18 protein-coding genes are annotated in these 19,102 nt (G+C 62.7%); 3 read left to right on the top strand and 15 right to left on the bottom strand.

Annotation, left to right across the window (positions count from 1 at the left end; all coding sequences use genetic code 11):
• Positions 1-28: 28 nt before the first annotated feature.
• Complete coding sequence (locus CO664_RS11655; RefSeq protein ID WP_097538832.1) at positions 29-946, bottom strand: ABC transporter substrate-binding protein; 918 nt, start codon at positions 944-946, stop codon at positions 29-31.
• A 344-nt stretch (positions 947-1,290) separates the two neighbouring features.
• Between CO664_RS11655 and CO664_RS11650 the strand changes: the two genes are divergently transcribed.
• Both CO664_RS11650 and CO664_RS11645 read left to right on the top strand, forming a co-directional pair.
• Entirely contained in the window at positions 1,291-1,752 is a 462-nt protein-coding gene (locus CO664_RS11650; protein ID WP_037417084.1) for a membrane protein, read from the top strand.
• Positions 1,749-3,125, top strand: a complete 1,377-nt coding sequence (locus tag CO664_RS11645; protein ID WP_097538831.1) for an FAD-containing oxidoreductase — start codon at positions 1,749-1,751, stop codon at positions 3,123-3,125. Before CO664_RS11650 ends, CO664_RS11645 begins: the two co-directional genes overlap by 4 nt.
• 10 nt (positions 3,126-3,135) lie before the next feature.
• Here CO664_RS11645 and CO664_RS11640 read toward each other — a convergent pair whose 3' ends face one another.
• The 14 genes from CO664_RS11640 to CO664_RS11575 form a co-directional block, all read right to left on the bottom strand.
• Positions 3,136-3,912 carry a sulfite exporter TauE/SafE family protein gene (locus CO664_RS11640; RefSeq protein ID WP_037417080.1) on the bottom strand — a complete coding sequence of 259 codons (777 nt, stop codon included), beginning with the start codon at positions 3,910-3,912 and terminating at the stop codon, positions 3,136-3,138.
• 424 nt (positions 3,913-4,336) lie between these two features.
• Positions 4,337-4,879: a hypothetical protein gene (locus tag CO664_RS11635; RefSeq protein ID WP_097538830.1), complete on the bottom strand. Its 543-nt coding sequence runs from the start codon at positions 4,877-4,879 to the stop codon at positions 4,337-4,339.
• A gap of 158 nt (positions 4,880-5,037) precedes the next feature.
• Positions 5,038-5,835 carry an arginine deiminase family protein gene (locus CO664_RS11630; RefSeq protein WP_097538829.1) on the bottom strand — a complete coding sequence of 266 codons (798 nt, stop codon included), beginning with the start codon at positions 5,833-5,835 and terminating at the stop codon, positions 5,038-5,040.
• Positions 5,836-5,857: 22 nt separating this feature from the next.
• On the bottom strand, positions 5,858-6,286 hold the full coding sequence (locus CO664_RS11625; protein WP_097524584.1) for an OsmC family protein: 429 nt from the start codon (positions 6,284-6,286) through the stop codon (positions 5,858-5,860).
• A gap of 122 nt (positions 6,287-6,408) precedes the next feature.
• Complete coding sequence (gene ugpC / locus CO664_RS11620) at positions 6,409-7,500, bottom strand: sn-glycerol-3-phosphate ABC transporter ATP-binding protein UgpC (RefSeq protein ID WP_097538828.1); 1,092 nt, start codon at positions 7,498-7,500, stop codon at positions 6,409-6,411.
• Between the two features lie 116 nt (positions 7,501-7,616).
• Positions 7,617-9,071 carry an extracellular solute-binding protein gene (locus CO664_RS11615; protein ID WP_097538827.1) on the bottom strand — a complete coding sequence of 485 codons (1,455 nt, stop codon included), beginning with the start codon at positions 9,069-9,071 and terminating at the stop codon, positions 7,617-7,619.
• A gap of 47 nt (positions 9,072-9,118) precedes the next feature.
• Positions 9,119-10,147 (bottom strand): carbohydrate ABC transporter permease, encoded by a 1,029-nt coding sequence (locus CO664_RS11610; RefSeq protein ID WP_037417068.1) that lies wholly within the window; start codon positions 10,145-10,147, stop codon positions 9,119-9,121.
• Positions 10,144-11,019: a sugar ABC transporter permease gene (locus CO664_RS11605; RefSeq protein ID WP_095678078.1), complete on the bottom strand. Its 876-nt coding sequence runs from the start codon at positions 11,017-11,019 to the stop codon at positions 10,144-10,146. The genes CO664_RS11610 and CO664_RS11605 overlap by 4 nt, the downstream gene beginning before the upstream one ends.
• Entirely contained in the window at positions 11,016-11,948 is a 933-nt protein-coding gene (gene rbsK, locus CO664_RS11600) for a ribokinase (protein WP_037417050.1), read from the bottom strand. Before rbsK ends, CO664_RS11605 begins: the two co-directional genes overlap by 4 nt.
• A 40-nt stretch (positions 11,949-11,988) precedes the next feature.
• Entirely contained in the window at positions 11,989-12,444 is a 456-nt protein-coding gene (locus CO664_RS11595) for an RbsD/FucU family protein (protein ID WP_097538826.1), read from the bottom strand.
• A 133-nt stretch (positions 12,445-12,577) separates the two neighbouring features.
• Complete coding sequence (locus CO664_RS11590) at positions 12,578-14,962, bottom strand: aldehyde dehydrogenase family protein (protein ID WP_097538825.1); 2,385 nt, start codon at positions 14,960-14,962, stop codon at positions 12,578-12,580.
• Between the two features lie 4 nt (positions 14,963-14,966).
• Entirely contained in the window at positions 14,967-15,980 is a 1,014-nt protein-coding gene (gene deoC / locus CO664_RS11585) for a deoxyribose-phosphate aldolase (protein WP_097538824.1), read from the bottom strand.
• Positions 15,981-16,127: 147 nt separating this feature from the next.
• Positions 16,128-16,874, bottom strand: coding sequence for a DeoR family transcriptional regulator (locus tag CO664_RS11580; RefSeq protein WP_176536566.1), 747 nt, complete (start codon positions 16,872-16,874; stop codon positions 16,128-16,130).
• A 166-nt stretch (positions 16,875-17,040) separates the two neighbouring features.
• Entirely contained in the window at positions 17,041-17,751 is a 711-nt protein-coding gene (locus CO664_RS11575; protein WP_097538822.1) for a GntR family transcriptional regulator, read from the bottom strand.
• A 249-nt stretch (positions 17,752-18,000) separates the two neighbouring features.
• Here CO664_RS11575 and CO664_RS11570 point away from each other — a divergent pair, with 249 nt between their 5' ends.
• Complete coding sequence (locus CO664_RS11570; RefSeq protein WP_097539180.1) at positions 18,001-19,089, top strand: ABC transporter ATP-binding protein; 1,089 nt, start codon at positions 18,001-18,003, stop codon at positions 19,087-19,089.
• The last annotated feature ends 13 nt before the right edge of the window (positions 19,090-19,102 follow it).

Raw genomic sequence — 19,102 nt, 5'->3', positions numbered from 1 at the left:
AGCATCGGACAACCCCCCGTACATCAGCCTACTTCAGGAAGCCGTTCTTCTTCAGAAAATCCTCGGCGACCGCCTTCGCCGGTTCGCCGCCCACCTGCACGCGGCCGTTCAGTTCCTGCAGCGTCACGAGATCGAGCTTCTCGAAGACGGGCTTCAAAAGCGTCTCGATATTGGGATTTTCCTTCAAGATGGCCTCCCGGATGATCGGCGTCGGCTGATAGACCGGCTGCACGTTCTTGTCGTCCTCGAGGACGACCAGGCCGGAGGGCGCAATGCCGCCATCGGTACCATAGACCATCGCCGCATTGGCGCCGTTCGTCTGGTTGGCGGCCGCGGCGATGGTCGCTGCCGTATCGCCGCCCGACAGCGTGATCAATTGCTCCGGCTTCAGCGTGAAGGCGTAGGCGGTCTGGAATGCCGGCAAGGCAGCCGCGGAGTTCACGAACTCGGAGGACGCCGCCAGGATGACCTCGCCGCCGTCGCTGACATATTTGCCGAAGTCGGAAAGCGTCTTGAGGCTGTTCTTCTCGACCACCTCCTTGCGCAATGCGATCGCCCAGGTGTTGTTGGCCGGCGACGGTGTCAGCCAGACGATCTTGTTGGCATCGTAGTCAAGCTTCTTTGCCAGTTCATAGCCTTTGGCCGCATCCTTCCAGGCGGGATCGTCTGCCTTCTCGAAGAAGAACGCGGCGTTGCCGGTATATTCGGGATAGATGTCGATTTCGCCGGCCGTGATCGCCTTGCGGACAACAGGCGTAGCGCCGAGTTGGACCCGGTCGGTGGTCTTGATGTCGTTGGCATTCAACACGGCGAGAATGATGTTTCCGAGAACGCCGCCCTCCGTGTCTATCTTGGAGGAAACCACGACGTCGGCCTTGGCCGCGGCGGTACTCAGAGCAAGGGCTAGAGCGGTGCCGATAACTGTGTTCATCAGGGTCAGGCGCATGATTGTCTCCCTCAATTGATCGCAGCCGCCACGGCTCTCCGCTGCGTCCGGTTAGAGCATCCATATATGTCAGGGTTCCGCAAAGAACAGGGCAACGACCCTTTAGTACTTGCGGTTGAGCTTCGGGTCGACTGAGGTCAGAACACGTACTAACAGGTTGCAATCGATGGCGAAGTCGGTCACTCTTACGCGAGGCCTCCCTTACAGCAGCAGTTCTCCGTACCCGGTGACGGCTGATCGCCACTTTCGTCATTCCAGAATGCCAGCATGAGCCCGGTCGGCCTGAGGCAACGGCATTTCCGCACCGGCCGCAGCGGTCCTTGAGAAAACAGTCGGGGGATGTGATGACCGTCTATGTGCTAGCGCTTCTCATCGGCGTCGTCGCAGGGTTGCGGGCGATGACCGCGCCAGCTGCCGTCAGCATCGCCGCCGCGGCCGGCTGGCTGCCGATTGCCAGCACCTGGGCGGCCTTCATGGGCTACCGCTTCACGCCTTATATCTTCGGCCTGCTGGCGCTCGTCGAATATGTCACCGACCAGCTGCCGGGCACGCCGAGCCGCACGGTGCCGCAGCAGTTCGGCGCCCGCATTGTCAGCGGCGGCTTTTGCGGCGCGGTCATCGGCACGGCAAGCGGCTCCTTGGCCGGCGGTGCCATCGCCGGCGTTATCGGTGCGATCATCGGAACGCTCGGCGGTTATCAAGCGCGCAAGCGGCTCGTCGCGATGACCGGCGGCAAGGACCTGCCGATCGCCCTTCTCGAAGATCTCGCCGCAATTCTGCTGGCCTTTTGGGTGGTGTCGTCATGAGCAGGCAATTCGATGCGATCATCATCGGCGCCGGTCAGGCCGGTCCGTCGCTTGCCGGCCGATTGACGGAGGCCGGCAAGACCGTGGCGCTCATCGAGCGCAAGCTTTTCGGCGGCACCTGTGTCAACACCGGCTGCATGCCGACCAAGGCGATGGTCGCGAGCGCCTATGCGATCCACACGGCGCGCCGCGGTGCCGAATACGGCATGACGACCGGTCCTGTTTCGGTCGATTTCGCCCGGGTCATGGCGCGAAAGGAAAAAATCCGGCTCGAGTCGCGATCGGGAATCGAATCCTGGCTCAAAGGCATGAAGAACTGCACGGTGCTGGAAGGTCATGCGCGCTTCGAAGGCCCAACCGAGATCCGCATCGGCGAGGAGCGGATTTCCGGAGAGCAGATCTTCCTCAATGTCGGCGGACGCGCCGCTATCCCGGATTTTCCGGGCGTCGACGAGGTCCCCTATCTCACCAACAGCTCGATCATGGAGCTGGCCCACCTGCCCCGGCATCTCATCATCATCGGCGGCAGCTATATCGGTCTTGAATTCGCACAGATGTTCCGCCGCTTCGGCTCCGAAGTCACCGTCATCGAGAAGGGCCCTCGCCTGATTGCGCGCGAGGATCGGGACGTCTCGGATGCGATCCGCGCCATCCTCGAACAGGAGGGAATCCACATCCGCCTCAACGCCGAATGCATCCGCTTCGCCAGGCACGCCGATGGCATTGCCGCCGGGGTCGACTGCACGTCGGGCGCCCCGCAAGTCGTCGGCTCCGACGTGCTGCTTGCCACCGGCCGCCGCCCGAACACGGACGATCTCGACCTCGACAAGGCGGGTGTTGCGACCGACGCACGCGGATACATCGAGGTCGACGACATGCTGCGCACCAATGTGCCGCATATTTTCGCGCTGGGCGACTGCAACGGACGCGGCGCCTTCACTCATACATCCTACAACGATTTCGAGATCGTCGCCGCGAACCTCATCGACAATGACCCGCGCCTGGTCAGCGACCGCATTCAGACCTATGCGCTCTACATCGATCCGCCGCTCGGCCGGGCCGGCATGACCGAAACCGAGGCGCGCCGGACCGGCCGCAAGCTGCTGATCGGCACCCGGCCGATGACCCGCGTCGGCCGTGCCGTCGAGAAGGGCGAGACGCAGGGATTCATGAAAGTCATTGTCGACGCCGACACGAAGGACATCCTCGGCGCCTCGATCCTCGGCACAGGCGGCGACGAGGCCATCCAGAGCATCCTCGACGTCATGTATGCGAAGCGGCCCTACACCACGATCAGCCGCGCCATGCATATCCACCCGACCGTGTCGGAACTGATCCCCACCGTATTCGGCGATCTTTCGCCCGCGACGTAGCGCAAGAATTTTAGAGCACTCCAGTCAGTTGGAGCGTCTGGTAGCCGGCCAGCAGGGTGATCAGAATTCCGACAAGCCGCAGGAGTGTCTTCTCCTTCAGCGCCTTGACCATCCAACCGGCCAGCGGCGCCGCCAGGACGCCTCCGGCGATCAGACCGCCAATCGATGCCAGATAGTCGCGGAAATGGCCTGCTTCCTCCCAGTGGCCGGTTACGATCATGGCGAGGAAGCTCAGCGAGACCGAAAGCGCAATCAGAAACTCGCTCGCATTGACGGTGCCGATGACGAAGCGCGGCTGTCCGCCGGCGCCGAGCAGGCCGGTCGTCGCAACGGGACCCCAGCCGCCGCCACCGGCCGCATCGAGGAAGCCGGCAGTTGCGCCGAGCGGCGCAACGATTCGCATTTTCACCGGGTTCGTCGGAATACGATGAAAAGACCGGTACAACAGCCAGCTCCCGATGATGGCGAGATAGGCTGTGACGAAGGGCTTGACCTGGTCGCCGTCGAACGAAGTGAGGACGAAGGCGCCGAGGATGCCGCCCCCGACGCCGAAGGGCACGAGGCGCCGGAACAGTTTCCAGTCGATGTTGCGGTGATAGAGATGGGCGGAGCCGGAGGCGGCGGTGGTGAACAGTTCCGCGGCATGGGCCGATGCCGAGGCTTGTGCCGGCGGCACGCCGAAGGCGAGGAGCACCGTCGACGAGATCACGCCATAGGCCATTCCAAGAGCACCATCGACAGCCTGAGCCAGAAACCCGACCGCCGCGAACAGTAGGAAGTCTTCCATGGGAGGCTCCGCAACAGGATTCGTTTAACATAGCGAAGCCTCGCGTGCGCATCGACACGGAGGCTTATCGCTCGACCGAACTGCGTTCATGATGCCCTCGGGCTCGCAATAAACGGAGCATGCGTTCTGCTTGTTCCGCGAGTATGGTTCAATCCGGGCGTGTTCTTCAATACTGTAGGATCGCAGGGTGCCTACTGCATTTCTTCTTAAATCGGCGTCGATTAAAGAGGAAGACATGCAGCAATTCAAAGTGCTGTAGCGCGTCGCTCAGACGAACTCGCTTTGAGCACGCTTTCAGCCATGCGGAACAAGTCGACTGAGCCAAATTCGGAGCCAACATTCTCGATCGAAAATAGCACGAGCAGCTGACTGTCAGGGCCGCCATTTGCGGGCGCCCGTTCGCGCCCGCGATTTCTGGCCATCGCTATTTTACCGGGATCATCAGGTGGGCATAGGGCGTGCCCGCCCACATGACATAGGGCATCGTCGTGTCGGGCTTGGGATCCGTCGGATAGCCTCGCATCATGTCCGTCGCGTTGACGATCATGACATGCGGCCCGGTCTGCACCCAGTTGTTGCCCTCTTCGGGCTTCGTCGCATAGGGATCGGTATTGCTCGCGTCGGTGCCGCCGGCCAGCATGTACATGAAGCCCACCTTGCCTTTGGGCGGCTCCTTTTTGCCGATCCATGCCATCGCCCATTCCATCGCATTGGCATCGCCGCACATCGGGTCGGGGCCGGGCGTGACCGGGTTGTCCGGCATGCACCAGAAACCGTTCGTGCCCTCCCTCAAGGTGCGCATCGTGCCCTTCTCATCCATGGCATGGATGGCAGCGCCGCTTGCGACCGCAGCGGGCGCTGCGGATTCGGCGCTCTTGATCAGCGCAGCGTCGTCGGCGGCTGCGCCCTGCCCTGCGACCAAACTGCTCGCCGCCAAAAAGGCAGCAGCCGTCAGAAGCCGTTTCATGGCCGTTCTCCCGGATCGTGTTCATGGTTTCATGCTATCGGCCCGCGGCTGTGTCTAACCGCATTAGCTGACGCTAAAATAATAGCAGAGCGGGCTCAACCGGACAATTTGGCAAGGCTGGCGCCATCGGCAACGCTCGTCGCCTGTGCGCCACGCGTTCACCTTCCACGGCTGAACCACCGCAGCGACATGCAGGAAAGCCCGGCGTCGATCTTCCCAATCTCCGTCGTTTTCAACGGCACCACCTTATAGCCGGCCTTTTCGAGCATCTCGATCGTACGCGGAAAATCGGCGCCGACCATCACCACATCGTTGACGCGAAGTGCATTGGCGGCTGGTTCCTCGCCTTCGGGAATGAGCATCTGCCGGAGTTTCTTGAAGGCGCCCGAGCGCGCCAGGCGGCTGGTGGAGAGCACCGTTTCCTCGTCGAGCAGCGAGCAATCGGTCTTGAAGTGGAGGACGCCCTCCGGCGTTTCAACAATCTCGCTCTTGCGGCCGAGCTTGTCCAAGCAAGCCCGCAATGCCTCGGCCCCCGCTTTGTCGGTGCGGGCAGAAAGACCGATCATAACGCTTTCCTGGGTCGTGAGAACGTCGCCGCCATCGGCATAGCCTGCCGGCAGATCGAGGACGGTGTCGAACAGGTCGCGGAGCGTCGGCGCGATCTCTTCGGTTTCCCGAACACGCGTGGCGGCACCCGGGCGCAGAACGATCGCGCCCTCGGTGAAGACCAGCGCCGGGTCTTCGACGAAGATCGAATCCGGGAAGGCCTCCAGCGGCGGCAGTACCGTCGCCTCGACGCCGGCCTCGCGCATCGCCGCCAGATAGGCGTCGTGTTCGGCCTTGACGCCCGCATAGCTTGGGCTGCCGCGGTCCTGCGCCCGCAATCCGCAGACAACGGAATTCGCCGGTTCCCGGGCGATGATCGAGTTGAAGTGATAGACCGGACGCGATGTCATCGAGAAACTCTACCCCTCTCAGTTATCCGGAAATCCGGCTGACGAATTCAGGATTGCCGCGCAGCGTATTGCTGACCGTGCAGATTTCCACTTCCGCCGCTTCGGCGATTGCGTGGCGCATTGCGTCGTCGATATCGCCGCGGATGACGAATTCGATATCGAAGCGTGCCACGCGCGACGGTTCGTCCTGCGCCTTTGCGCCGGTCACGTTGGCCGATATTTCCACGAGCCTGTCGAGCAAGCCGAAACGACTTGCAGCGATCCGAGCGCTGAGCACCAGGCAACTGGCAAGCGAAGCGTAGAGAAGGTCGAGCGGGCCGAACCCAGCCGGCGACGGGCTCGTGACGATGTCGAGCGCACCGCCGGTCACCGAGGTCACATGCGGGGAACCCGTTCGCCCGACGGTCGCGCCCGCGCCGGTCTGCCTCGTCTTCACTCTGAGCTCGGCCATCGGGCTTCCTCATCCATCTGCTGAGAAGACAATATTCCAGCTATTTCGGGATTCGGCCATGGAGATCAAAGTCGATTTCAGGATCAGCCCTGGCTGCGCGGCCGTGCCGGGGCGAGCGACCTTCACCGCCCGACAGCTTCTCCGGTGTTCTTCAGGAAGAAATGAACCTTCGCCATGTCGATCGGAACTTCGATCACGTCGTCCGGTGCGATACGCGCCGCGGCGTGCACCTGGGCGGTGAACGAGGCCGATCCTACTCTTCCGATCACCAGCGTGTGGGGACCGAGCGGTTCGATATCGCGCACCTGCAGCTTGATCTTCGGAAAAGCCGCATCGGTCGCAATCGTGTGCTCGGGGCGGATGCCAAGCACAACCGCCTCGCCGATATGGGGAGCAAGCCTCATGGCCAGGTTTTCCGGAAGCGGAAAGGCGACGTGGCCAGGCGCTCGGAACGAGAGCCCCGCTTCGCCGCGTTCGACAATGCCGTCTATAAAATTCATGCTCGGCGCGCCGATGAAGGCGGCAACAAAGAGATTGGCCGGCGCTTCATAAAGCGTGATCGGATCGGCAGCCTGTTCGATGCGCCCCTGGTTCATCACCACGACGCGGTCCGCCATGGTCATGGCCTCGACCTGATCGTGCGTCACATAAACGGCCGTGGTCTGCAGCCGCCGGTGCAGAAGCTTGATCTCGGTGCGCATTTCGATCCGGAGTTTCGCGTCGAGGTTCGACAGCGGCTCGTCGAAAAGGAAGACGTCCGGCTGACGGACGATCGCGCGGCCGATCGCCACACGCTGCCTCTGGCCGCCGGAGAGCGCGCTGGGCTTGCGGCTGAGATAGGCGCCGAGATTCAGGATACGGGCGGCTTCCGCCACGGATTTTTCGATCTCGGCCTTCGGCGTGCCGCGAACCTTCATGCCGTAGCCGATGTTCTCGGCGACCGTCATGTGCGGATAGAGGGCGTAGTTCTGGAACACCATCGAACAGTTGCGCAAGCCGGGCCTAATATCCGTGACATCGCGTTCACCGATCCGGATCGTGCCGGAAGACGCGGTCTCCAGCCCGGCGATCATTCGGAGCGTCGTCGTCTTGCCGCAGCCGGAGGGGCCAACGAGAACGACGAACTCGCGGTCGGCGATCGACAGATCGAGCGGCGGGATGACGGTAACGCTGCCGAAGGATTTGGTGACTTGTTCCAGGCGGACCTGCGACATTCGAATGCCTTTCTCGAGACCCCATGCCCAAAGCCGGGGAACGCACTGCGAAAGAGGGGCGCCGACTGCCAGCCCCCGTGCGGTGCCCGCTCCGGAACCGGAGCGGGCACCTATCCTTATTTCTGTGGGAGGCCCATCGACGAGCGATAGGCAGCAAGTTGCTTGTCGCGGCCGAACTCGTCCGTCAGCTTGTTCCATTGCTCGGCCACCGTATCGAGTGCCTGCTGCGGCGTCACCTCGCCTGCAAGGGCCTTGGAGAGTTCGATCTCGAGCACCTCCGTATAGGAGAAGTAACCGGGCAGACGCATGTCGAGCGCGATGTTCTTGGCGGTGACCGCTTCCTTTTGGGCGCCGAGATATTCCTTCGCCTCACGATCCGAGAAAATCTTCGACCAGAGTTCGAGATTGGTGGTGTGCGAAAGGCGATACGGATTGACCCCCGTGCCGCCGGTAATCGCCGCCTGCGCCGAGACCTCGGGGCTCGTCAGATACTGGATATAGTTCCAGGCGGCCTCCTGCTTCGTGGACGAACTCGGCACGGCTGCCTGCCAGCCACCGAAGGCCATGAAGGAGGTCTGCACGACCTGATCGAACTTGTCCCACTTCTTCGTCTTGTAGTTATAGATCTCGTCTACTCCGGGCAGCGGCGCCGAGCCCACCTTGCCGGCGACCTTCGACTGCTTCGGGTCGGCGGCGATAACACCCGTGTCGCCCCAGCCAATCGACTCTGCCACCTGTCCGCCGGCAAAGGCGGCGTTCACTTCACCGAAGGAGAAGTTGAGCGCATTCGGCGGCGCAAGCTTGGAGGCGCGGATATATTCCTCGAGGCCGCGGACCCAGCCGGGATTATTGACCTGCGCGTCCATCGTGTCCGGATCGAAGAACATGCCGCCCGGATTGTCGGGATGGCTCGTATAGCCGGCCACATGGCTGAAGAGGAACCAGAACTGCTGGCCGCCACGGCGGAAGGCTTCTGCGGTACCCCAGAGGTTGTTCGCCGGTTGATTGAAGAACTCGGCGATGTCGAGATACTCTTTCCAGGTCTTGGCCGGCGCCAGGTCGTAGCCGTATTTCTCCTTGAACGCCTTCTGGTTGTCCGGATGCTCGAAGAGATCGATGCGATAGGTATAGGTATGAGCGTCGCCGTCCATGGTCTGCGACAGGACCTTGCCGTTCCATACCATCAATTGTTCGCGATAGACCGGCGCGATATCTTCCCACGCCGCACCCTGCCGCATCTCAGCCGGCATTTCGGCGAGGAAGTCGGTGAAATCCGGCGCCCATGCCGGTGCAAAGGCGATGACGTCGAAGGCGTCCTCGCCGGAGGTCAGCGAGGTCACGATCTTCGGATAAAGTTCGGACCAGGGAAACTCGACGACCTTCACCTTGCCGCAGGTTTTCTCCTCCCAGCCCTTCGCGGCGATCTGAAGCGCCGAAGCGATGTAGGGGCCGGTCTGGGTCGTGGCGGTCAGTTCCACCCCGCTGAAGTCCGGGTCGCAGGCAAAGGCCGTTCCGTTGGCCGCCGCGGCCAGCAAACCGGCGGCGGTGGATGCAAGCAGAAGTCTCCTCATTTTTTCCTCCCTCTGAGTGAACCTTGCGAAGCTGGAGATGCGTGCGGTCACTTGATCGCTCCCAGAAGCAGGCCCGACCGCATGAGCCTGCTCAAGATCCCTGCCATGATCATCATCGGGATGATCGCCACGAGTGCTGCAGCGGATATGGACCACCATTCGTCGCCGCGCTGGCTGTTTTGTCCGGCGACCAGGATCGGCAGCGTCTGCCATTTCGAACTCGTCAGGAAGAGCGCGAAGAGGAACTCGTTCCAGACGAAGGCAAGCGTGATCATGAAGGTCGCGATGAGGCCGGGTTTCGACATCGGCAAGACGATGCCGAAGAAAATGCGCCAGGACGGCACGTTGTCTACCATGGCCGCCTCTTCCACCTCGATCGGAAGCGCTTCGAAGAAATCCCGCATCAGCCAGATGACGATCGGCAGCGAGAAGGCGATATAGGCGAAGGTCAGGCCGATATAGCTATCGACGAGCTTGAAGCCGAGCTTTCCGACTTCCGTATACATGAGATAGAGCGCGAAGGCGGCGACGATCGGCGGAAACATACGCTGGCTTACGAACCAGAAGACGATGTCGTTGTTGCCAAGTTCCGGCCCCGGCAGACGAAAGCGGCTGGAGATCACCGCGAGCGCGAGCGCGGCGATGAAGGAATAGATGAGCGAAATCCCTTGGCCGAAACCGAGCACGTTCCGCCCGAGCAGAAAGCCGCCGAAGGCGACCACCACGAAGATGAGGGCGGATAGCAGCCGAAATCGAAAGGTGAACCGCACGAGCGCGTAGGCCGCCATGGCGCCGATGAAGGTTGCAAGCACCGCAGCCGACAGGCTGACGATCAGCGAGGCGATGAAGGTGTTGTAAAAGGCGCCGCGCTCGCCGGAGAGCAGTTCGTTCCAAGCCGTCAGCACCGGCTCGAAATCGACGAACGGCAGATAGGTCGGCCCGCCAACAACGGCAATCGGCGTCTTGAACGAGGTGATCGCCACCCAATAGAGTGGAAACAAGGTGAAGGCGAGCCAGACCAGGCAGCCGCCGAGCGCCAGCCAACGCCGCTTTCCCTGAAGGGTGCGCACGCTCATTTGTGCTTCTCCAAATAGGGCTTTAGCACGGCCAGGTAGACGAGGCCGATCACCGTGATGAAGATCAGGAAGAGGAAGGACAGAGCTGATGTGTAGCCGAGATTGAACTTCTTGAACCCCTCCTGATAGGCGAACAGCGTCAATGTCTCTGTCGAGACGCCCGGTCCGCCGCCGGTCATCACGAAGACCGTGTCCATGATCTTGTAGCTTTCTATGAGGCGAATGAAGACGACGGCCGTCGAGATCGGCAGCAGCATCGGAAAGGTGATGTCGCGGAACTGCTGCCAAGGCGTGGCGTTCTCCAGCGCCGCGGCCTCGTAGACGTCGTCCGGCAAGGTTTGCAGCCCGGCCAGCAACATCAGGATGACGAACGGCGTCCATTGCCAGACCTCGACGACGATGATCGAGCCGAGCGCCCAGGCCGTCCGCGTCAGAAATGGGAGGTTCGGAAAGCCGAAGAGCGTCATGAACTCGTTCAGCGGCCCCATCGTCGGGTTGAGGATCTGGCGCGCGACGAGCGCCACGGCGACCGGGGCCACAAGCATCGGCAGCAGGAAGCCGACGCGGAATATCCCCTCGCCCGGCACGCGGGAATTCAGCGCCAGCGCCACGGAAAGGCCGATCACATATTGCAGCCCGACGGAAAGGAAGGCGATCAGCGTCGTCGTGCCGGCAACATGCCAGAAGCGCGGATTGGAAAGCAGGTCGGCATAGTTGCCGAAGCCGACGAAACGGGCCGGCATCGGCGGCACCAGCCGCATGCTCATGAAACTCGTCGTCAGCGAATAGACGAGCGGAAAAATCGAGATCAACAGAACGATGATCAGGGCCGGCCAGATGAAGAAATGCTTGATCGGGTCGTTGCGCGTCATGCCGCCGCTCCGCGCGCCAGCAGCGCCTCGATCTCCTCGAGCTTCGGCATCGCCGGGGCCGTTCCGCGGCGCGTGACCGCAATGCCGGCCGTCGCGCAACCGAACCGTACCGCCTCGACCGGCAAGACCCCGCGTGCCAGAGCCGCGGAAAAGCCGCCTACGAATGCGTCCCCTGCGCCGGTGGTGTCGATCACCGGACCGCTGGCGACCGCCGGCACGAGCACCGACTGACCGTCGGCATGGTAGAGCACGCCACGCTCGCCGAGCGTGATCAGCGCCGTTTTCGCCCCCTTCTTCAGCAGCACATCGCCGGCGCGGCGGGCATCGTCAGGCGTCGGGAGCGCGAAGCCGACAAGTGCCGCCGCTTCCGTTTCGTTCGGTACGATGTAGTCGCAGAGCGGATAGATGCTTTCAGGAAAAGGCTCGGCCGGCGCCGGGTTGAACACCGTCGTGACGCCCGCGGTATGGGCAATTTTGAGCGCTCTTTCTGCAGCCGCCGCCGGTTGTTCCAGCTGGGTGACGAAGACGCGCGAATTCTCGATCGTGCCACGCGCCGCTTCCACATCTTCGATGCCGATCGAGCCGGCGGCGCCGGGATAGACGATGATGGCGTTCTCACCGTTCTCGTCATTGACATAGATGAAGGCGGCGCCAGTTGGCAGATCATCCATCTGCAGGACCTTCGGCGTCACGCCTGCCTCGGCATAGGTCTTCAGCGCCATCTCGCCGAAAGTATCGCGCCCGAGCCTCGAAATGAACGAGACCTGACTGCCGGCCCGCGCCGCCGCCACCGCCTGGTTCGAGCCCTTGCCGCCCGGACCGACGGAGAAGCCGCTGCCGGTGATCGTCTCGCCGAGTCGGGGCATGCGCGACGCCAGATAGGCCGTGTCGGCCACGAAGATCCCGAGGATCGAAACACCCGTCTTCATGCGTAGCCTCCTCTCTCAAAAAAGCTGCCGGCCGGGTGTTTCAGGCTGTTTCCGGCGGAATGACCCCCTTGGTGATGAGGAAGCAGCCGTAGAACCGCGTCTCGCCGGTGGTGATGACGCAGTAGGCCTTCTTTGATTCCTCGTAGAAGGCAAAGCGCTCGATGCCGTACATCGGCGTCGGCTTACCCTCGGCGCGATCGATCTCGGCCTGAACTTCGCGCTGCACGGCGGGGATCTCCTCCGGCGCGCCCATCACTTCCATGCGGCCGACCGAAGGCTGCAGCGGCGTGTCGAGCGGCAGCACGGAGAGCACTGCCCTCACCGCGCGGGCGGCCGAAACATTGTCGATATGGAGCAATTTGCCGAGCGTCGTCTGCCGGGCGATGGCATCCGAGGGGAAATTGGTATCGGAAATCACCAGCGTGTCGGCGTGTCCCATCGATCGGAGCGCGTGCAGCACGTCCGCATTGAGCGCCGGGTCGATATTCTTGAGCATGTCGGTCCTCCTCCAAACCATTAATTAGACTGCCGCGCCGCGGCATGGCGCCGCTGGCGGTCTGATCACATATGCAAATGCCTTGTACACACCGCCGGTCGGCCTCCTCCGCCAGGTGGCATGCGCGGACCCTCTACTCGCCGTAGGGGATCCAGATGTTCTTGATGTCGACGGCGCGGCGCAGGAAGGCCGGCCCTTCGGCAGCCGAGCGATCTGTCCAATCGATCGCCTTGCCGTAATCGACGAAGGTGCGCTTCAGATTGCCGACCGAGAGCTTCTCGACGAGCGTCGACAGCTCCGCCGTGCCGAAGGCCCAGAGCGCGTCGACGTCGTTGTGGGCGGCCAGCGTCTTGGCGAGTTCCATCGCCGATCCGGTGACGATGTTGACGACGCCGGCCGGAACGTCGGACGTCTCGAGCACCGAATAGAAATCCGTGGCGGCGAGCGGATGCGGCTCGCTCGGAACGGCGACGACGCGATTGCCAACGGCGATCAGCGGCGCAACGAGACTGACGAAACCGAGCAGCGGCGCCTCCGGCGGGCAGATCACCCCGACGACGCCCTGCGGCTCGGGCATGGCGAGCGCGACGCCACGCAGAGGCGGCAGGTGGACGACGCCCTCATACTTGTCGGCCCAGGCGCCATAGCTGAAGAGACGGGCGATCGCGGCCTCCACCTCAGCCTTCGCATTCGCCGCCGACGCGCCGGTCATGGCGACGATGCGGTCGGCAAATTCCGCCGCCCGGCCGCTCAGATTCTCGGCGATGTAATAGAGGATCTGGGCGCGGTTGTGCGTCGTCGCCGAAGACCAGGCTGAGGCCGATTGTGCCGCGACGACGGCGTTGCGGATATCCTTGCGATTGCCCTCGCCGACTTCGCCGATGACCTTGCCCTTCGGCGTCAGGATCGCGCGAGAATAGTTGCCATCCGGCCGCGCCTGCTTGCCGCCGATGAAGAGCTTGGCGGTGCGGTCGAGCTGCGGCATGGCGAAATCGCCGGCGGCGGCCTTGAGGACCGGCGGCGCGATCTCCGTGCGGAGCTTCCGGCCGAGCCAGGCCCTGGGCTTCAGATATTCGTAGCAGCCTTCCCTGCCGCCTTCGCGGCCGAAGCCGGATTCGCGTTTTCCGCCGAAGCCGCTCGAAGCGTCGAAAAGATTGGTGGCATTGACCCAGACGACGCCGGCGGCAATCTTGGCGGCGACATGCAGGGCGAGACCGATCGTCTCGCTCCAGACGCTGGCAGCAAGGCCGTAGCGGCTGTGATTGGCAAGCTGGATCGCCTCTTCCGGCGTGCGGAAGGTCATCGAAACGGCGACCGGACCAAAGATTTCCTCCGTGGCGACGACGGAGGTCGGCTGGACCGCGGTCAGCAGCGTCGGCGGATAGAAGCTGCCCCCCTTGGGGAGTTCGATCTGCGGTTGGTACAGCGCGGCACCTTCCGTGACGCCCTGGCTGACGAGGTTTTCGATCCGCTGCAATTGCACCGGGGCGACGATCGCCGCCATGTCGATTGCCTTGTCGAGCGGATGGCCGACCCGGAGCGTCCCCATGCGGCGCTTCAGCCGTTCGTGAAACAGCGGCGCCACGCCCTCCTGAACGAGCACCCGCGAGCCGGCGCAGCAGACCTGGCCCTGATTGAACCAGATGGCATCCACGACCCCTTCCACCGCGCCGTCGATATCGGCGTCGTCGAAGACGATGAAGGGCGACTTGCCGCCGAGCTCCAGCGTCAGCGATTTGCCAGTGCCTGCGGTCTTTTCGCGGATCAGGCGGCCGACTTCGGTCGAGCCGGTGAAGGCGATCTTGTCGATGTCGTCGTGCTCGACGATCAGCGCACCCGTCTCGCCCTCGCCGGTCACCACGTTGAGCACGCCCGGCGGCAGGCCGGCAGCCGAGGCAAGCTCGGCGAAAAGCAGCGCCGTCAGCGGCGTGAACTCCGCTGGCTTCAGAATGACCGTGTTGCCGAGCGCCAACGCCGGCGCCACTTTCCAGGCAAGCATCAGGAACGGGAAGTTCCAGGGAATGACCTGACCGACGACGCCGACCGGCACCTGATCGGCAAACTCCGTTTTCTGAAGCTGCGCCCAGCCCGCGTGATGGTAGAAGTGGCGGGCGGCGAGCGGGATGTCGATGTCGCGCGTTTCGCGGATGGGCTTGCCGTTGTCGAGCGCTTCGACCACGGCGATCAGCCGGGCGTGACGCTGGATCGTCCGCGCCAGCGCATAGAGATGCCGGGCCCGGGCGTGGCCGGAGAGCTTCGCCCAGGGGCCTTGCGCCTTGCGGGCTGCCGCCACGGCGGCGTTGACGTCCTCGCGGCCGCCGAGCGCGATCTTCGCCAGCAGCGCACCCGTCGCCGGCTCGAAGCTGTCGAGCGTCTTGCCTGATGCGGACACGACGAAGCCGCCGTTGATGAAATGGCCGAACGCGCCCTTGTGGCGGGCGAGCCAGGCCCGGGCTTCGCTATCGCCTTCGGGTGCGGGGCCGTATGACATCTCGTCGAAAAACCTGGCGACGCTCATCGGATTATCCTATCGGGTGTCTGTTGAGGGCCGAGTAGGCGCCGCTGACATGGTGTTCGAGCTGGCGCTCGATGTCCGCCAGGAGGCTCGATGCCCCGACGCGGAAGAGGTCCGGCTCCAGCCATTCACGGCCGAGCTCTTCTTTCATGAAGAACTGGTAATTCAGCACGTCCTTCGCCGCCGAGATGCCGCCGGCAGGCTTGTAACCGACCTTGACGCCCGTCCGCTCCCGATAGGCGCGGATCATCCTCAGCATGACGAGGGTGACGAGCAGCGTCGCATTCACACCCTCCTTGCCGGTCGAGGTCTTAATGAAATCGGCCCCGGCCATCATGCAGACGAGCGAGGCGCGGGCGACGTTGCGCAGCGTCTTGAGGTCGCCGGTCGCCAGGATCGCCTTGACATGAGCATCGCCGCAGGCGTCGCGGAAATCGCGCATCTCGTCATAGAGCGCCTGCCAGTTGCCGGTCAGCACATGCTCGCGGGTGATGACGATGTCGATTTCCCTGGCGCCGTCAGCAACGGATGCTTCGATTTCCTTGAGCTTGACGTCATGCGGCACGAGACCGGCCGGAAAGCCGGTGGAAACCGCGGCAACCGGGATTCCGCTGCCCTCGAGCGCCTCGACCGCCGTCGACACGAAACGGTGATAGACGCAGACCGCGCCGGTCGTGATGTCGCGATCGCCCATGCCGAGCGCATCGAGAAGATCCTGGCGCACCGGCTGGCGCGCCTTGGCGCAGAGACGCTTGACGCGCTCCGTCGTATCGTCGCCATTGAGCGTCGTCAGATCGATGCAGGTGACCGCCTTCAAGAGCCAGGCGGCCTGTGCATCCTTTTTTACGGTCCGGCGACCCGGCAGCGTCGCGACGCGACGCTCGGCCGCGGAAAGGTTGACGCGCTGGTCGAGCACCCAGGAAAGATCGAGATCGACACCGTCGTTGCGGGGCCAGTTATGACCGGCGCCGGCGGGCTCGGCAGCACCGGCCGGCACCCTCTTCACAGCAAGGTCTTCCAAGCGGTTACTCCTCGTATCTCCCTGCCGGACCAGGCCCCTGCGGGTCAAGCGCCGACTTGTTATTTTTTTATCTATTTTCTGTTATCATTTCATCAAGCCTGATGGGTGTCAAGCGATGACACGGTCGAAGCGGCGAGACTATCACATTTATCCCGTCGGCGCCTCGCGCACCGCAAGCGCCGCCTCTCCGTCTTCCGTGATCACCGCCCGGAATGTGGTGAGCGGCGCAAAGAAGGCGGGCTTCAGCCTGCCGATCTTGCTCTTGTCCACCACGAGGTAATTCTCGCGCGCGAGTGAAATCACCTTCTGCTTTACCGGCACTTCATGAAAATGAACGCATGTCGCGCCACGGCCGGGGTCGACGCCGGCCGCCGAGAGGAAGGCTACATTGATGCCGAGATGATTGAGCGTCTCGAGCCCGGAATTGCCCGAGAAAGAAGCCGAGGACGGGTGGTAAACGCCGCCGAGCATGACGATCCGGACATTGGGCCTGCGGGTCAGGCGATCGGCCACATTCAGAGAATAACACACGGCCGTAATTGAATAATTTTCCGGGATGAGATCGACGAGATACTCAAGCGTCGTGCCGCAATCGATGAAGATCGTCTCGTCGGGACGGATGTGCCGGGCGGCATGGACGCAGGCTTCCCGCTTCGCCGCCGCGTGACTGTCGGCCTCACGCGCGAGATCGTAAGGCGCCTCAGCCTCGATATCGGCGGCCGGAACGATATGCCCGCCGAGATATCCGAAGAGGCCGGGGTTGCTGGCGACGTCGCGCCGAACGGTCATTTCCGAGACGCCCAGCAAGGCGGCTGCGTCTTTGAGATGCAGAACGCGCCGCGCCGATAGGGCATTTGTCAAAGCGACAATCCGTGTTGTCTTGCGATTGGCCATTTCCATCCGGAGTCCGGGGCCCTGGGCAGGCTTAAACCAGGGGCGCGACGAGCTGCAGCCCAACAATCTTTGTTAAAAATATCACAAATGTAAACGTGACCGCAAGTGCGCTGTGCGTTGGTCGTGCGGCGCAATACAACCTGGATAGGAAGCGCCGTTGCGACACTCACAAATGAAAAGCGTCGCGCAGACCTCCGGCCTTTTTCGTCGGCCGAAGGTCGAGATCCGCCTCGATATGATCGATATGCTGCAGCATCAGCGCGCAGGCAGCTTCGACATCCTTCTTTTCCAGTGCATCAACGATCTGCTGGTGTTCATTGTGGCCGCAGCTTGAGATCACCGATTGCCCATAAAGCGCGATCACGAGCGAGGCGCGCGCAACGAGCTCATCCATGAAGCGCTTGAGAATGGCATTGCCGCTCATGGCGGCGACCGCCAGGTGAAAATCGCCGGAAGCCTTGATCTCGGCGCGGCGGGCGGGTGCGCCGCGCTGATTCATCAACCGCTGCTCTTCCGCAAGCAGCTTTCTGAGTTCCTTGACCTCAGTCTTGCCGATATGGGGCGCTGCCTCGCGGAGTATGACCGGTTCCAACAGCCGCCGGGTTGCGAATATCTGCTGAGCCTCGATCACGGAAGGAAAGGCGACGAAGGCGCCGCGATTCTTCTCGACACTGACGAGCCCCTCATAAGAAAGGGCCTGAAGGGCGGCGCGAACGAGCGTCCGGCTGACATTGAAGAGGCTGCCGACGTCGGTCTCGGAGAGCTTCGTTCCGGGCGCAAGGCGCCGCTCGACGATCGCATCGCGGATCGCGTCGCGGATCTGTTGGGCGCCGGTATCCATGGCGCTTCCCGCCGGGCTTAGATTGACTGACGTCATGAGGCAGGGAATCCGAACGATGCTGTTACAGTGGGTACAGCGGAAGTTAACCGCTTTTTGCCCTCAATCAAAGCTCAATATTGTATACAATAATAGGCAATCTTTGAGCACGAACGCCTACAAAATGTGCATCCAACATGGCCCGCCGGTTGCCCAGTTTGGCGACGTACGAAAACATAGCCGCGGATTCAGGCCTTTAGCAAACTGGCACGCTTGATGCTTCTTCTCAGCTGCAAGGAGAAAGCGGGCATGTCCAAAGCAGCAGAGATCGATATCGCTTCCGTTTCCAAGGTCTATGGCGCGACGACCGCTGTCCATGCCATCAGCCTGAAGATTCCGGCGGGCAGCTACTGCTGCCTGCTCGGCCCCTCCGGATGCGGCAAGACCTCGACGCTGCGCATGATCGCCGGCCATGAACGCATTTCCTCCGGCGATATCCGCCTCGGCAGCATCGTGGTCACCGATTTTCCGCCAGCAAAGCGCGGCACAGCGATGATGTTTCAGTCCTATGCGCTGTTTCCCCATCTCGATCTCGTCGACAACGTCGCCTTCAGCCTGAAGATGAAGGGTGTTGAGAAGGAAGAGCGCCGCGCCAAGGCGCTTGAAGTGCTGCGATTGATGCAAATGGAGGCCTATGCGACGCGCCGCCCGGCGCAGCTTTCCGGAGGCCAGCAGCAGCGCGTGGCGCTCGCCCGGGCGCTGATCACCGACCCCGAAGCGCTGCTGCTCGATGAACCGCTTTCCGCACTCGATCCGTTCCTGAAGATTCGGATGCGGGCGGAACTCAAGAAGCTGCAGAAGACGCTCGGCATCACCTTCGTCCATGTGACGCACAGCCAGGAAGAGGCGATGGCGCTCGCCGACCTGATCGTCATCATGAACGACGGCCGCATCGAGCAGGCGGCAGCCCCGCGAACCGTGTTCGAAAAGCCGGCGACGGCCTTCGTCGCCCGTTTCATGGGCGACCACAATGTTCTTTCCGGCCGCGTGACCGCGATCGACCGTGGTGTCGTTACCCTGACGGTGCCGGAAGGCCAGACCTTTTCCGTCCGCGACATCGCCCAGGAGGTCGGCAAGCCGATCGACATCGGCATCCGCACGGACCGCGTGCGCCTCGAACCCGCATCGGACAAATCACTCGGCTTTCAGGGTGTCGTCTCGAATGTCGAATATCGCGGTGCCTCGGTGAAGATCACCGTTATCGGCGCCGGCAGCGACGAATTCACCCTCGTCGTTGCCGATACCGAGTACTTCAGCAAGCCCCTGTCGGCCGGCGACGCGGTGTCCCTGAGCTGGGCCCTTGAGGACGTGATCCCTCTCGGCCGCCTCGCAGCCTGATGCGGGCCGAAAT

Origin of the sequence: Sinorhizobium sp. NG07B (assembly GCF_002532005.1) — a bacterium.
Lineage (GTDB): Bacteria > Pseudomonadota > Alphaproteobacteria > Rhizobiales > Rhizobiaceae > Sinorhizobium > Sinorhizobium fredii_C.
The sequence above is the reverse complement of the archived record's forward strand: the minus strand, read 5'-3'. Positions and strand labels throughout refer to the sequence as shown.